Origin of the sequence: Gordonia aquimaris, assembly GCF_026262595.1 — a bacterium.
Classification (GTDB): domain Bacteria; phylum Actinomycetota; class Actinomycetes; order Mycobacteriales; family Mycobacteriaceae; genus Gordonia; species Gordonia tangerina.
This window is the reverse complement of sequence record NZ_JAPKFM010000009.1, coordinates 114233-127888: the sequence shown is the minus strand read 5'-3', so window position 1 is coordinate 127888 and position 13656 is coordinate 114233. Positions and strand designations below refer to the sequence as shown.

Below are 13656 nucleotides of genomic sequence, written 5' to 3'. Positions count from 1 at the left end.
GTCCGGTTCTTCACCCCGGCGGCAGCTTCGTCACCGACACCGTCGCAGCCACCACCAGCTGGCCGTCGGCGTCGGGGATCAGCATCCACACCAGGAGACGGTCGGCCTCGCGCACGCGGCGCAGGGTGATGGACACACCCGGCGTGATCGGCCGAAGATACTCGATCACCGCGCGGTGCGGAACGTCGGCGAGGTCGGGATGCTCGACCAGCTCGTCTTCGACCGCCTCCAGATACGCCGCGTTGTTGAGGTGTTTGAACGGGTCGAAATCGGTGATGCGCAGGACATGGATGCGGTCGGGCAGGGAGACCTCGTCGGCCGCGGGCGCCTTGTCCGGGTTCATCGACCGCCAGCGCAGCCGGTGCTCGTCGGTCATCGACGACAACATCTCGAGCATCTCGTCGCTGATCCGCGACGGCATCCCCTGATCGTTGACGTTGATCCAGAAGGCCTCGGTCTCGATCAGGCCCGGTTCCCGTGGCTCCGGATTGAACCGATTCGTGTCGTGCTCGGCCGTGAGACGCACTCGCATGTTGGTCCAGCGAGTCGACAGCGCGCCGCACCACCGTTGCGCGGTGACCGTCGCGGGCCACGAGATGGGTCGGATGACGTCGATGACGGTGCGTCGCACGATCCAGAAGGGATCGCTGTGGCTGTAGTCGGTGGCCTCGATGTTGTCGTTTGCGACATCCTGCAGGTAGCGCGCCACCGCGTCGAGTCGTAGCCGCATCTGCTGGTCGATGTCGCCGGTGCGGACTCGGTAGGCGACTTCGAAGTGCCGTGCACCATCCTTTCGATCCCGCAGTGGTTGGCTGTCCATCCCGCTGGGTGAGGCGCTCACTCGGTCCCTACTTTCGGCCGCCGGTATCTTTACAGTTAAGATACTCAGGACGGAAAAACTAGAACACGTTCCACGTGTCGGATTTCGAGGAAACAGCAGATGGCGCATGTGATCACCCGACCATGTTGCAACGACGCCAGTTGTGTCAGCGTGTGTCCGGTCAACTGCATCCACCCCACTCCGGACGAACCGGAGTTCTTCACCGCGGAGATGTTGTTCATCGATCCGGAGACCTGCATCGATTGCGGTGCGTGCATCGACGAGTGTCCGGTCGAGGCGATCCTGCCCGATGACCAGCTCGAAGAGCGTGACGAGCCCTATCTGCAGATCAACGCCGACTACTACAAGGACCATGACGTCGAAGGTGGGCTCGTACCGCCCAAGAAGGCACCCCAGTTGCCCGACGGTGAGCTGCACGTCGCGATCGTCGGCGCCGGCCCGGCGGCCTTCTACGCCGCCGAGGAACTCGTGCGCAAACCCCAGGTCAAGGTCGACATGTTCGATCGGCTGCCCACGCCCTACGGCCTGGTCCGCGCCGGCGTCGCGCCCGATCACGCCCCGACCAAGGGGGTCGAGAAGACGTTCGCGGCCACCGCGGCCAAACGCAATTTCCAGTACTTCCTCAACGTCGAGGTGGGCAAGCACATCACGCACGCCGAGCTCGCCGAGCGCTACCACGCGGTGATCTACGCCGTCGGCGCCGCGACCGACAAGCGGCTCGGCATCGAGGGCGAAGACCTCTCCGGTTCGATCCCCGCCACCGAGTTCGTCGCCTGGTACAACGGCCATCCCGATTACGCCGACCTCGACGTCGACCTGTCTTCGGAACGGGCGGTGGTGATCGGCAACGGCAACGTCGCCCTCGACGTCGCCCGCATCCTGGTGAGCGATCCCGAGGAGTTGGCAAAGACCGACATCGCCGACCACGCGCTCGCCGCGTTGCGGGAGTCCAATGTCCGGGAGGTCGTCCTGCTGGCCCGGCGCGGTGTCGCGCAGGCCGCCTACACCAACAGCGAGTTCCTCGCGCTCGGTGACGTCGAGGGCGTCGACGTGGTCATCGACCCCGACGACCTCGTTCTCGATGCCGCCACCGAGGCGGCGCTCGACGACGACACGCTCGACTCGACCATCGCCACCAAGATCCGGCTGGCCCGCGAGTTCGCCGAACGACCCACCGCCGACGGCAACCGTCGCATCGTGTTCCGCTTCCTGGTCTCGCCGGTGGAGATCGGCGGCGATGGACATGTCGAGTCGCTGACCTGCGTGCGCAATGCCTACGCGCCGGGCACCGAGCGGATCGCGGTCACGCCGACCGACGAGCGCTTCGAGTTGACGACCGGTGTGGTGCTGCGGGCCATCGGCTATCGCGGTGTGCCGGTGATGGACTTGCCGTTCGACGAGGTCAAGGGTGTGGTGCCCAATGCGGACGGGCGGGTGCAGGCGGTGGCCGATGGCGACGTCATGCCCGGCCTGTTCGTGACGGGTTGGATCAAACGAGGCGCGACCGGGGGGATCGGGATGAACCGGATATGTGGGCAGGAAACCGCGGAGGCGGTGCTGCGCGACTTCGTCGACGGCGCTCTGCCTGCGCCGACCGTGGTGCGTGACGATGTCGCCGACATCGTCTCCGATCGGGGTGCGCGACGAATCGATCTGGCGGGCTGGAAGGCGATCGACGCCGCCGAGCGCGACGCGGGCAAATCTGCCGGTCGCCGCCGCGTGAAGATCGTCGCGGTCACCGAGTTCGAGACCGCCGCCGGCATGGAACCGGTGTAAGGGATGCGCGTCGCACTGCTGTCGTATCGCAGCAAGCCGCACTGTGGCGGCCAGGGGGTCTACGTCCGGCATCTGTCCCGTGAGCTCGCGCTGCTCGGACACGAGGTCGAGATCTTTTCCGGCCAGCCCTATCCCGAGCTCGACCAGGTGGCCATCGACGCCGGGGTGAAGCTCACCAAGGTGCCCAGCATGGCGCTCTATGACGAACCGGACCCGTTCCGCACGCCGCGGCCCGGGGAGTACCGCGACTGGATTGACGCCCTCGAGGTCGGTTCGATGTGGACGGCGAGTTTCGGTGAGCCGCTGACGTTCAGCCTGCGGGTGGCGCGGATGCTCAGACAACGGCGCGACGATTTCGACATCGTGCACGACAACCAATGTCTCGGTTACGGTCTCCTCGACATCCAGAAGGCCGGTTTCCCACTGATCGCGACGATCCATCATCCGATCACCCGCGATCGCACGCTCGCGGTGAAAGCCGCCAAGGGCTGGCGCAAGATCACCGCATGGCGCTGGCATTCCTTCCTGCGGATGCAGGGTCGGGTATCCCGACGCATTCCGGAGCTGCTGACGGTGTCTCGCAGCAGTGAGGTGGACATCCGCAAGGCCTTCGACATCCCGTCGGGCCGCATCACCACGATCCCGCTCGGGGTGAACACGGCGGTGTTCAAGCCGGGTGTTGAGCGCGTGCCCGGTCGGATCGCCTGCGTCGCAAGTGCGGACGCGCCATTGAAGGGCGTCTCGTATCTCCTGGAGGCAGTCGCCAAACTCAGCGCCGAACGCGCCGTCGAACTCGTGTTGGTGTCCAAATTGGACCCGAACGGCCCGTCGGCCAGAATGATCGACGATCTCGCCATCCGGGACAAGGTGCGGGTGGTCTCCGGTCTCGAGGACGAGGAGATGGCCGATCTGCTCGCCTCCGCCGAGGTCGCTTGTGTGCCCTCGCTGTACGAGGGATTCTCGCTGCCCGCGGTGGAGGCGATGAGCTGCGCCACGCCGCTGGTCGCCACACGGGCGGGCGCGATTCCCGAGGTCGTCGGAACCGGCGAGGAGGCCGCGATGCTGGTGCCGCCGCGCGACTCGGGTGCGCTGGCGCAGGCGATCGAACGGCTGCTCGACGACGCGGAGCTGCGCAGTCGACTCGGTGAGGGGGGGCGCCGCCGGGTGGAGGAACGCTACAGCTGGGCGGCGGTCGCCGCCAAAACCGCGGCACACTATGAGACAGTGCTGCAGCGGGTCGGCGCCGAACAGAGCGGCTCGGGACTCACCACTGCGCGGTGACCTGGCGCGCCGAAGGCCGTTCGCGCGACACCGGATCGACACAAAGGAGAAGAACGCGTGCTGACAGTGGATTTCGACCGCCTGGGGGTGGGTCCGCAGACCAAGGCGATCGACATCGGGGCGGGACAGGGCCGGCACTCCTTCGAGATGTTCCGCCGTGGCGCGGACGTCATCGCCTTCGACCAGTCCGAGCAGGACATGGCCGACGTCGCCGAGATGTTCGACGCGATGATGGCCGAAGGCCATGTGCCCAGCGATGCCAAGGCGCGCGCCGAGGTCGGTGACGCGCTGCGGCTTCCATACGCCGACAACAGCTTTGACGTGGTCCTCATGTCGGAGATCCTCGAGCACATCCCGAGTGACGAGGCCGCGATCGCCGAGATGGTGCGCATCCTCAAGCCCGGCGGCGTCGGCGCAGTGACGGTGCCGAGGTACTGGCCGGAGAAGGTGTGCTGGGCGCTATCGGACGAGTATCACGAGGTCGAGGGTGGGCATGTGCGCATCTACAAGGCGTCCGAACTCGCCGGCAAGTTGACGCAAGCCGGCCTCGAGGTCACCGGTACCGATCACGCGCATGCTCTGCACGCGCCGTACTGGTGGATCAAATGCGCTGTGGGCGTGGAGAACAACGACAACTTCCTGGTCAAGGGCTATCATCAGCTGCTGGTGTGGGACATGATGAGCAAGCCGTGGCTGACCCGTGTCGGTGAGCAGGCACTCAACCCATTCATCGGCAAGTCGGTCGCGTTGTACCTGCGCAAGCCGGGCAACGCCGGCGCCGACGCCGCGGGCAGGTGACACCGCAACCGGCGATCGCAGGGGTACTGACCGCCGAGCAGGTCGACGCCACGGGTGCCGCGATCGCGGCGATGCAGGAGGATTCCGGGGCGCTGCCGTGGTTTCCGGGTGGTCAGACCGACCCGTGGGACCATGTGGAGTCGGCGATGGCACTGTCGGTGACCGGTCGGATCGCCGAGGCCGAAGCGGCCTATGCGTGGTCGCATCGGCATCAGCGCGAGGACGGGTCGTGGCCGATCCGGATGATCGAGGGTCGCGTGCAGGACCCGAACATCGACAGCAACTTCTGTGCCTACATCGCGGTCGGGGTGTGGCATCACTATCTGATCACCGGTGACACCGCGTTTCTCGACGAGATGTGGCCGACGGTGTGGTCGGCGATGGATCTGGTGATGAAGTTCCAACGTCCCGACGGCGCGTTCCGCTGGGGTGGCGATCATCGCACCGGCGCGATGTTCGACCAGGCCCAGATCACCGGTAATGCCAGTATCTTCCAGGCCATCGACTGTGCCTTGCGGATCGCCGACGAGATGGGGCAGCCGGAATCATCGTGGGCGACCGCACATGCCGCGCTCGGCAACGTCATCCGTGAGCGCCCGGAGAACTTCGAGCCGCCGTCAGATCATTCGATGGACTGGTACTACCCGATCCTCGGTGGTGCTGTGCGCGGACGTGCGGGTCAGGAGCACATCGCCCGCCGCTGGGACGAATTCGTGGTGGGGGGATTGGGTATCCGGTGCGTCGACCACCGGCCGTGGGTCACCGGGGCGGAGACGTGTGAGCTGGCGCTGGCGCTCGACGCGCTCGGGGACACCGCAGACGCCATCACACTGGTCGAATCCATCCAGCATCTGCGCGACCCCGACGGCTCCTATTGGACGGGACTGGTGTTCTCCGACGGGAAGCGCTGGCCGGTCGAGAAGAGTTGCTGGACGTCGGCGGCCGTGGTGCTGGCGGCCGACGCGATCAGCCGGACAAGCGCCGGCGAAGGAATTTTCCGCGACGTCCGGCAAACCCTGGTCCTCGGGCAGGAAGTCACCTAGACTGGTGTCCAGTCAGCCGTCCAAGGTGTGGGCGGCCGCGATCGCCACGTCGCGCGGGAGGGTCCATGGAATTCGGAATCGTGCAGTTCACCAGCGACCGTGGGCTGAAGCCCCAGGTGCTGGCCCCGTTGATCGAGGAGGCCGGCTTCGCGTCGTACTTCGTGCCCGAGCATGGACACATCCCGACGCGGCGCGATGCGGCCCACCCGCAGACCGGCGACGAGACACTGCCCGACGATCGCTACATGCGCACCCTGGACCCCTGGACCTCGCTGGCCGCTGCGGCCGCGGTGACCGAACGGATTCGGCTGGCCACTGCGGTTGCGTTGCCGGTCCAGTCCGATCCGATCACGCTCGCCAAGACGCTTGCGACGCTGGACCACATCTCGGGTGGACGCCTCACCTTGGGCGTCGGATTCGGCTGGAACCTCGACGAACTCGCCGATCACAACGTGCCACCGAAGCGTCGCCGGACGATGCTGCGCGAGTATCTCGAGGCGATGCGCGCGCTGTGGACCGACGAGGAAGCCGAATACCACGGCGAGTTCGTCGATTTCGGTACCAGCTGGGCGTGGCCGAAACCCCAACAGCACATCCCGACCCTGGTCGGTGCGGCCGGCAACGAAAAGAACTTCAAGTGGATCACGCGCAGCGCCGACGGATGGATCACCACTCCGGGTGAGGACGACATCGAGGGCTCCGTGACCCTGCTCAAGCAGATCTGGTCCGATGCGGGGCGGGCCGGCGATCCGCAGATCGTGGTCCTCGACTTCAAGCCGGTGGCCGAGAAGCTCGAGAATTGGCGTGAGATCGGCGTGACCCAGGTGCTCTACGGACTGCCCGACGACAGCGTTGAGCGGGCGAGTGGGTACCTCGCGAAACTGGCCGGCAAGCTCGGGCTCACGCCCGTCGGCGTCTGATCCGGACCCCCGAGCCCTGCCTGGGGTTGCGTCCCAACCGCTGGTCGGGTCGCGCTTTGTACTGCTGGTTGGGTCGCGCTTTGTACTGCTGGTCGAGTAGTCGCGAGGCGCTAGCCGAGCGGCGTATCGAGACCACCCGCCACGTCCCGCGGATCAGCCCGCAAACCGGGCATGAGATATCTCCGCACATGCCGCAGCACCGCGTCCGGATCGTCGGGGTCGATGGTCTCCGACGGCACCGTCCCGAGACTGATCAGCACGCGGGCAACCCATTCGGAGACCTCGGCGAGGTCGTGGGCGGGGTGGATCTCGCCGCGGTCGGTGGCCGCTTCGACGTACGGGCGCCAGAACGCCGACAGATCGGGTACCAGGCCGCTGACACCCGCGCCGGCACACGCCGCGAAGTCGTCGGGCTCCTCGGTCCGCAGGCGCATCAGCAAGGTGCCCGGGTCGTCGTAGGCGCCACGTCCGATCCGCACCCCGGCCGCCACTTGCCGGTCGAACCCCTCGATTCGATCGAGTTCGCCGACGGCACCGGACCAGAACGATTCGTTCAATCGCACGATCGCGGCGCCGATCAGGGTGGATTTGTCGGGAAAGTGGCGATAAAGCCACGCGCGTGAAACTCCCGCGGTCTCGGCCACCTGCTGCATCGTGGTGGCGCGAATTCCTTTGTCGGCGAGCAGCTTCTCCGTCGAGTCCAGGAGTCGGCCGCTCACCGTGCTGGTCGGACGGCTGTCGGTCGATGCCTCGCTCACAACCGAACCCTAGCAAATCGTAGACAAATCCCGGATTCTGTCCACATCGCCAGCCCGGATGCGGTAGACAGAATATGCAATCTGTCTACTGCCTGTCGTTGTGGGCCGTTCGATGAGGAAACATGACCACGTACCTACCGCGAACCGCAATCATCGGGGCCGGCATCAGCGGCCTCACCGCCGGCAAGATGCTGGCGGACTACGGCGTGCCGTACACCTGTTTCGAATCCTCGGATCGGATCGGGGGAAATTGGGCTTTCGGCAATCCGAACGGGCACAGCAGCGCCTATCGTTCCCTGCACATCGACACCTCCAAGCATCAGCTGAGCTTCCGTGACTTCCCGATGCCCAAGGAGTACCCCGACTTCCCACACCACACCCAGATCAAGGCGTATCTGGACTCCTACGCCGAGGCCTTCGGATTGCTGGACAACATCGAGTTCCGCAACGGTGTCACCCACGTCCGCAGGCTCGATGAGGGCGGCTGGGAACTGTCCACCGAGTGCGGTGAGACCCGCTACTTCGACCTGCTGATCGTGGCGAATGGCCATCACTGGGACCCGCGCCTGCCCGACTTCCCGGGCACCTTCGACGGCCTCGAGATGCATGCCCACCACTACATCGATCCGAAGACCCCACACGACTTCACCGGCAAACGAATCCTGGTGGTAGGGCTTGGGAACAGCGCCGCCGACATCGCGGTCGAGTTGTCGTCGAAGGCGCTCGACAACACGCTCACGCTGTCCACTCGTTCGGGCGCGTGGATCGTGCCGAAATACTTCGCCGGGCAACCGGCCGACAAGTACTACCACACCTCGCCGTACATCCCGTGGTCGTGGCAGCGCAAGTTCATGCAGGTGATGCAGCCGATGACCGCTGGTCGACCCGAGGACTACGGCCTGCCGACGCCGAATCACAAGTTCTTCGAGGCACATCCGACGCAGTCGGTGGAACTGCCGCTACGCCTCGGATCCGGTGATGTGATCCCGAAACCGAACATCTCCCGACTCGACGGTTCGACCGTGCACTTCGAGGACGGCACATCCGATGACTTCGACATCATCATCTACGCAACCGGATACAACATCACCTTTCCGTTCTTCGATCCGGACTTCATCAGTGCGCCCGACAATCGCATCGACCTCTACAAGCGGATGTTCTACCCAGGCATCGACGATCTCGTCTTCGCCGGGTTCGCGCAGGCGACGCCGACCCTGTTCCCGTTCGTGGAATGCCAATCGCGGCTCATCGGTGCCTACGCGGTCGGCCGTTATCGGCTACCGGGTGTCGACGACATGCGACGGGTCATTGCCGAGGACATGCAGTTCTTCACCGGACACATGCTGGACCGCCCGCGACACACTCAACAACTCGACCACTATCTCTACGAACACGACATTCGCACCAAGGAGATTCCGTCCGGGATGAAACGTGCAGCAGCGCAGGGAAGCCCGCCATGGTCGCGGGTAGGCGAGCGCGCGCAGCAGCGGACCGCGGTGGCGGCGGGAGCGCAGGAATGACAATCAACCGACAGACCGTGACCTTCGATTCGCACGGCACCGCATGTGACGCCTGGTTCTTCGCCGGCGCAACGGATTCGGCCTTCGATGCGCCCTCCGGACGTCCCGTCGTGGTGATGGCGCATGGCTTTGCCGGCACCAAGGATTCCGGCCTCGAACCGTACGCGCGTCGGCTCGCCGACGCGGGTCTGGCGGTGTTCGCCTTCGACTATCGCGGCTTCGGCCTATCCGACGGAGCACCGCGCCAGCGGATCTCGATGACCGGTCAGGCCGATGACTACCGTGCGGCCATCGTCGCCGCGAAGCGTCAACCGGGAGTCGATCCCACTCGGGTGATTCTCTGGGGGATATCGCAATCGGGCGGTCATGCGCTCATCGTCGGCGGCGGCCGCACCGACATCGCGGCGGTGATCACCATGGTGCCGCTCGTCAACGGGCTCGCTGCCGGAATCCACCACTACCCGCAGGTCGGCGCCGCCGCCATGCTGCGTTCCGCCGCGGTCGGCATCGGCAGTACGCTGGCCGTCAAGACCGGCCGTGCGCCGACGATGATGCCGGTCGTCGGCCGGCCGGGGGAGAAGGCCGCACTGACCTCGCCCGGCTTCTACGACAGCTACCTCGCCATCGCGGGGCCGTCATGGCGCAACGAGGTCGACGCCTCGGTTGGCTTGGAACTGGGCAGCTTCCGCGCCGACAAGGCCGCCGAAAACGTCACGGCGCCAGTGCTCATGCAGATCGCGGACCTCGACCAGGGTGCGCCACCACATGCTGCGGCCAAGGCCGGGTTCAAGGCGCGCGCCGAGGTTCGGCATTACCCCTGCGACCATTTCGACGTCTTAGAGGGCAATGACTGGTTCGAACCCGCGGTCGCCCATCAGATAGCCTTCCTGACCCGCCACCTCGCCGGCGATCGGGCCGATGCCGCTGAGGGGGTGCCACGATGACACGCACCGCGGTCGTCGTCGGCGGCGCATCGGGCATCGGGCTGGCCACGGCGAGGGCGCTTGCTGCCGAGGGGTTCTCGGTGGTGGTCGCCGATGTGAACAGCGATGCCGCCCTCGCCGCGGCAGAGGAGATCGGCGGCCGTGCGGTCACCCTGGATGTCACCGACGAGTCGTCGGTTGCCGCAGGATTCGCGTCACTCGACGATCTCGAGGCGGTGGTCAGCTGCGCCGGTCTCACCGTTCCCGGAGCGCTCACCGAACTGGGACTCGACCAGTGGCAGACCAGCATCGACGTATGTCTCACCGGGTCGTTCCTGGTGCTCAAGCACGCCGGGCAACGGATCGTCGACGGCGGCAGCATCACGGTGATCTCCTCGCTCAACGGTCGCCAACCCGGGGCCGGGATGGGCGCCTACTGTGCAGCGAAGGCCGGGGTCACCATGTTGGTCGAGGTCGCGGCCCTCGAACTGGCGCCGCGCAAGATCAGGGTCAACGCCATCTCTCCCGGCCTCGTCGACACGCCCCTCACCGAAGGTCTCGCGCTGGTGCCGGGCCTCGTCGACGAGTACCTCGAGAACACCCCGCTCGGTCGCAGCGGCCGTCCGGCAGAGGTGGCCGACATGGCCGCGTACCTCGCCTCCGAGAAGGCTGCGTGGATCACTGGCTCCGCCTTCGACCTCAACGGCGGCGCCCACTTGCAACGCTACCCGGACGTACTCGGCAAGATCCGCGCCCTATCGTCCTGACTGCCTTGGGTGTTCGTCCCCCAGGTATCCGCAGGTTCTCCGTGCGTTTGAGGGGGAGATGGCGATTCCCGGGGGACGAACCATGGGGAGTGGGCCTGTGGATGGATGAATCGCGTTGTGCTCGGAAGCGGGCATGATCACGGTCCATGGACAAGAACAACATCGGTCCCCGCGATCTCGTCTTCCGCGCAGACGCGATCCGTGCCGGCCGGACCGACAGCGAGCTGAACCGAGAGGTGCATGCCGGAAGTTCGCAGCGGGTCTGGCACGGAGCTTATCTACCCGTTGCCGGAGACGAATCGACGCTGTCATACGCGGCCAAGTTGGAAAGATACCGCGCCACGGTGATTGCGGCGTCGCTCAACGGTGGCCCCAATCGCACGGCCAGCCACTTCTCGGCGGCAGCCATGCATCGCATCCCGATGTTGAACCCGGACTTCTCGCTGGTCCACTTCACCTCCACCACAACGGGAAAGCACATCAAACGCGGCATCATCCATCAAGCGGCGTTACGCGAATCCGACATCGTCGTCGTCGACGACACCCAGGTGACATCGCTGGCTCGATCGGTGTGCGACGTTGCGCGGATGGGCACCCTCGTGCAGGCAGTCTGCGTCCTCGACTCGGGGCTTCACCTCGGTGTGACGACAGCCGAACTCGACACGCAGCTCAAGCTCCTGTCCCGCCGACGCGGCATTGCGATGCTGCGGTCGGCGTTGGTGTTGGCCAACGGCCTGTCGGAGAGTGTTGGTGAAACCGTGAGTCGTGTCGGGTTGGCCGACTGTCCCTTGATCCCCGTTCCTGAGTTGCAAGTTGAGATCGAGGTCGAGCTCGGGGGGCGCCGACAGACGGTACGCGGTGACTTCGGCTGGCGTGATCGCAGCGGGCGGCTCCGAGTGGTCGGCGAGTTCGACGGGCGTTTCAAGTATCACCGTACGAAGCCGTTCGCTGACGACCGCTTGCCCGAGGATGTCATCTACGACGAGAAGCTGCGTGAGGACGCGATTCGAGCCACAGGGCCACAGGTCGTTCGTTGGACATGGTCCGACGCGCGACGGCCAAAGGTGCTCCATCCCAGGGTGATCGCTGCGCTTCGGGCGGCCGGCATTGTCCAGTGACGGTTCTTCCCCCGGGTATCGCCAGACCCCCTCTGAACTCGTGGAGAGTCTGGTGATACCCGGGGGAGGAACCGGCCGTGCGTGGCTAGGGGTGGGGGAGGGGCTCGCCGGGGGTGCCGGCGTCGCGACGCAGCACGCGCAGCGAGCCCTCGGCGCGGACCTCGGTGAATTGACCGGTGGCCAGCGCCTGCTGGTAGATCTCGAACGGCGGGCGGCCACCGTCCGCGGGATTCGGGAACACGTCGTGGATGAGTAAGGCGCCACCGATGCGGACCCACGGGGCCCAGCCGTCGAGGTCGTTCTGCGCGGCAGCCATGCTGTGGCCGCCGTCGATGAACACGAAGTCGGCGGGTTTACCCCACACCTTCGCTGCCGTCGCCGATCCGGCGAGCATGCCGATGACCGTGCCCTCGAGCCCGGCGTCGTACATGGTGCGTCGGAATCGTGCCGAGGTGTCCAGGGTGCCGGTGTGCGGGTCCACCAGCGAGGTGTCGTGGTATTCCCAGCCAGGCTGGTGTTCCTCGGAACCGCGATGGTGGTCGACGGTCACGATCGTTGCCCCCGCCGACTCGGCCGCCGCACCCAGGAATACCGTCGACTTGCCGCAGTAGGTTCCGATCTCCACCCCGATCCGGGTCGAATTCGGCTGTGACAGATACTCTCCGGCGATCTCGAACAGGGTCTGCGCCTCGTCGAGCGGCATGAAACCGGGGGCCTGCTCGGCCACCTCGAGACGTTCGGGAGAAGGTGCTGCGGACATCCGCGTCGACGATCCGGTCATGAGGCAGATCCTATCCGGTCGACCCCCGGCGCACAGTAGGGTGAGCCCTATGAAAGCACAGGTGCTGACCGCAGAGAACGGTCCCGAAGGACTCGAACTGACCGACGTCGACGACCCCAAACCCGCCGACGGGCAGGTCCTGGTCGATATCAAGTCGTGCGGTGTGTGCTTCCCCGACCTACTGATGAGTCAGGGCAAGTATCAGCTGCGGGTGCCCACGCCGTTCACGCCCGGCACCGAGGTGGCTGGCGTGGTCCGCGAGGCCCCCGAGGGGTCTTCGGTGAAGGCCGGCGACAAGGTGCTCGTCGCCTCGATCGTGGGCGGGTTCGCCGAGCAGGTCGCCGCGTCGCCCGGGCAACTGTTGCCGATGCCCGAGGGCATCACCTTCGATCAGGGTGCCGCGATGGGCATCAACTACCAGACCGCGCTGTTCGCCCTCAAGGTGCGCGCCCAAACCGCGCCGGGCGAGATCGTCGGGGTGCTGGGCGCCGCGGGTGGTGTCGGCACGGCCTCGATCATGGTGGCGAAAGCGATGGGCGCCAAGGTCATCGCGATCGTGCACCGCAAGGGAGCCGACGAACTGCTGCGCAGCGCCGGGGCCGACGAGATCGTGCAACTCGAGGACGGTTGGGGAACCAAGCTGAAGGAGATCGCACCCGAGGGTGTCGACGTGATGCTCGACCCCTCCGGCGGTGAGGTGTTCGACGAGGCGCTGCGCCAGGTCGCGCCGGACGGCCGCTATGTGGTGATCGGTTTCGCGGCCGGCGGTATCCCGACGGTCAAGCTCAACCGGGTGCTGTTCCGCAACATCTCGGTGGTCGGCGCGGCCTGGGGCGAATATGTGCGCACCCACCCCGATCTGCCAGCGCTGCTGCACGACGAGCTCACCGAAATGATCGATGCCGGGATGAGTCCGCAGGTCAACGTGACCTACTCCCTCGACGAACTGCCCAAGGCATTGACCGATCTGGCGCAGGGGCGGATCCTGGGGAAGGCGGTCGTCAAGGTCGCCGACTGACGACGCGGTGGGCGGGTCTCGATACGCCGACTCGCACGCTCGTCGGCTACTCGACCACCGGAGGGCGGACACCGCTCGGGGTTCGAACCCACTGGTGGTCGGATAGCGGCGA

The 13656-nt window shown here is 66.1% G+C and carries 13 protein-coding genes; 10 read left to right on the top strand and 3 right to left on the bottom strand.

All coding sequences use genetic code 11. From position 1 onward, the window contains the following. Nucleotides 1-10 precede the first annotated feature (10 nt). Nucleotides 11-820, bottom strand: a complete 810-nt coding sequence (locus OSB52_RS10960) for an acyl-[acyl-carrier-protein] thioesterase (RefSeq protein WP_266061678.1) — start codon at nucleotides 818-820, stop codon at nucleotides 11-13. 120 nt (nucleotides 821-940) lie between these two features. Here OSB52_RS10960 and OSB52_RS10955 point away from each other — a divergent pair, with 120 nt between their 5' ends. The 5 genes from OSB52_RS10955 (at nucleotide 941) to OSB52_RS10935 (ending at nucleotide 6659) form a co-directional block, all read left to right on the top strand. Beyond that, entirely contained in the window at nucleotides 941-2617 is a 1677-nt protein-coding gene (locus OSB52_RS10955; protein WP_266061651.1) for an FAD-dependent oxidoreductase, read from the top strand. A gap of 3 nt (nucleotides 2618-2620) precedes the next feature. Next, nucleotides 2621-3898: a glycosyltransferase family 4 protein gene (locus OSB52_RS10950; RefSeq protein ID WP_266061650.1), complete on the top strand. Its 1278-nt coding sequence runs from the start codon at nucleotides 2621-2623 to the stop codon at nucleotides 3896-3898. Nucleotides 3899-3955: 57 nt separating this feature from the next. Continuing rightward, nucleotides 3956-4696 (top strand): class I SAM-dependent methyltransferase, encoded by a 741-nt coding sequence (locus OSB52_RS10945; protein ID WP_235723505.1) that lies wholly within the window; start codon nucleotides 3956-3958, stop codon nucleotides 4694-4696. Continuing rightward, nucleotides 4693-5739, top strand: coding sequence for a prenyltransferase/squalene oxidase repeat-containing protein (locus tag OSB52_RS10940; protein WP_266061649.1), 1047 nt, complete (start codon nucleotides 4693-4695; stop codon nucleotides 5737-5739). Before OSB52_RS10945 ends, OSB52_RS10940 begins: the two co-directional genes overlap by 4 nt. A 65-nt stretch (nucleotides 5740-5804) precedes the next feature. Beyond that, on the top strand, nucleotides 5805-6659 hold the full coding sequence (locus tag OSB52_RS10935; RefSeq protein ID WP_266061648.1) for an LLM class F420-dependent oxidoreductase: 855 nt from the start codon (nucleotides 5805-5807) through the stop codon (nucleotides 6657-6659). 110 nt (nucleotides 6660-6769) lie between these two features. On the opposite strand, the gene OSB52_RS10930 is transcribed toward OSB52_RS10935, so the two are convergent. Further along, nucleotides 6770-7417 (bottom strand): TetR/AcrR family transcriptional regulator, encoded by a 648-nt coding sequence (locus tag OSB52_RS10930; RefSeq protein WP_266061647.1) that lies wholly within the window; start codon nucleotides 7415-7417, stop codon nucleotides 6770-6772. Between the two features lie 122 nt (nucleotides 7418-7539). Between OSB52_RS10930 and OSB52_RS10925 the strand changes: the two genes are divergently transcribed. The 4 genes from OSB52_RS10925 (at nucleotide 7540) to OSB52_RS10910 (ending at nucleotide 11745) form a co-directional block, all read left to right on the top strand. After that, entirely contained in the window at nucleotides 7540-8937 is a 1398-nt protein-coding gene (locus OSB52_RS10925) for a flavin-containing monooxygenase (protein WP_266061646.1), read from the top strand. Further along, nucleotides 8934-9881: an alpha/beta hydrolase gene (locus tag OSB52_RS10920; RefSeq protein ID WP_266061645.1), complete on the top strand. Its 948-nt coding sequence runs from the start codon at nucleotides 8934-8936 to the stop codon at nucleotides 9879-9881. The genes OSB52_RS10925 and OSB52_RS10920 overlap by 4 nt, the downstream gene beginning before the upstream one ends. Beyond that, nucleotides 9878-10627: an SDR family NAD(P)-dependent oxidoreductase gene (locus tag OSB52_RS10915; protein ID WP_266061644.1), complete on the top strand. Its 750-nt coding sequence runs from the start codon at nucleotides 9878-9880 to the stop codon at nucleotides 10625-10627. Before OSB52_RS10920 ends, OSB52_RS10915 begins: the two co-directional genes overlap by 4 nt. 146 nt (nucleotides 10628-10773) lie before the next feature. Further along, nucleotides 10774-11745 carry a hypothetical protein gene (locus OSB52_RS10910; RefSeq protein WP_266061643.1) on the top strand — a complete coding sequence of 324 codons (972 nt, stop codon included), beginning with the start codon at nucleotides 10774-10776 and terminating at the stop codon, nucleotides 11743-11745. 85 nt (nucleotides 11746-11830) lie between these two features. Here OSB52_RS10910 and OSB52_RS10905 read toward each other — a convergent pair whose 3' ends face one another. Continuing rightward, complete coding sequence (locus tag OSB52_RS10905) at nucleotides 11831-12526, bottom strand: class I SAM-dependent methyltransferase (protein WP_235723513.1); 696 nt, start codon at nucleotides 12524-12526, stop codon at nucleotides 11831-11833. 49 nt (nucleotides 12527-12575) lie between these two features. Here OSB52_RS10905 and OSB52_RS10900 point away from each other — a divergent pair, with 49 nt between their 5' ends. Beyond that, a complete protein-coding gene (locus OSB52_RS10900; RefSeq protein ID WP_235723514.1) occupies nucleotides 12576-13544 on the top strand; it encodes an NADPH:quinone oxidoreductase family protein in 969 nt (322 codons plus the stop codon). Nucleotides 13545-13656: the final 112 nt, after the last annotated feature.

What these genes read in the sequence shown, in the direction of transcription:
- OSB52_RS10960 (WP_266061678.1), bottom strand. Translation starts at nt 820, where the DNA reads ATGGACAGCCAACCACTGCGGGATCGAAAGGATGGTGCACGGCACTTC.
- OSB52_RS10955 (WP_266061651.1), top strand. Translation starts at nt 941, where the DNA reads ATGGCGCATGTGATCACCCGACCATGTTGCAACGACGCCAGTTGTGTC.
- OSB52_RS10950 (WP_266061650.1), top strand. Translation starts at nt 2,621, where the DNA reads ATGCGCGTCGCACTGCTGTCGTATCGCAGCAAGCCGCACTGTGGCGGC.
- OSB52_RS10935 (WP_266061648.1), top strand. Translation starts at nt 5,805, where the DNA reads ATGGAATTCGGAATCGTGCAGTTCACCAGCGACCGTGGGCTGAAGCCC.
- OSB52_RS10925 (WP_266061646.1), top strand. Translation starts at nt 7,540, where the DNA reads ATGACCACGTACCTACCGCGAACCGCAATCATCGGGGCCGGCATCAGC.
- OSB52_RS10920 (WP_266061645.1), top strand. Translation starts at nt 8,934, where the DNA reads ATGACAATCAACCGACAGACCGTGACCTTCGATTCGCACGGCACCGCA.
- OSB52_RS10915 (WP_266061644.1), top strand. Translation starts at nt 9,878, where the DNA reads ATGACACGCACCGCGGTCGTCGTCGGCGGCGCATCGGGCATCGGGCTG.
- OSB52_RS10910 (WP_266061643.1), top strand. Translation starts at nt 10,774, where the DNA reads ATGGACAAGAACAACATCGGTCCCCGCGATCTCGTCTTCCGCGCAGAC.
- OSB52_RS10905 (WP_235723513.1), bottom strand. Translation starts at nt 12,526, where the DNA reads ATGACCGGATCGTCGACGCGGATGTCCGCAGCACCTTCTCCCGAACGT.
- OSB52_RS10900 (WP_235723514.1), top strand. Translation starts at nt 12,576, where the DNA reads ATGAAAGCACAGGTGCTGACCGCAGAGAACGGTCCCGAAGGACTCGAA.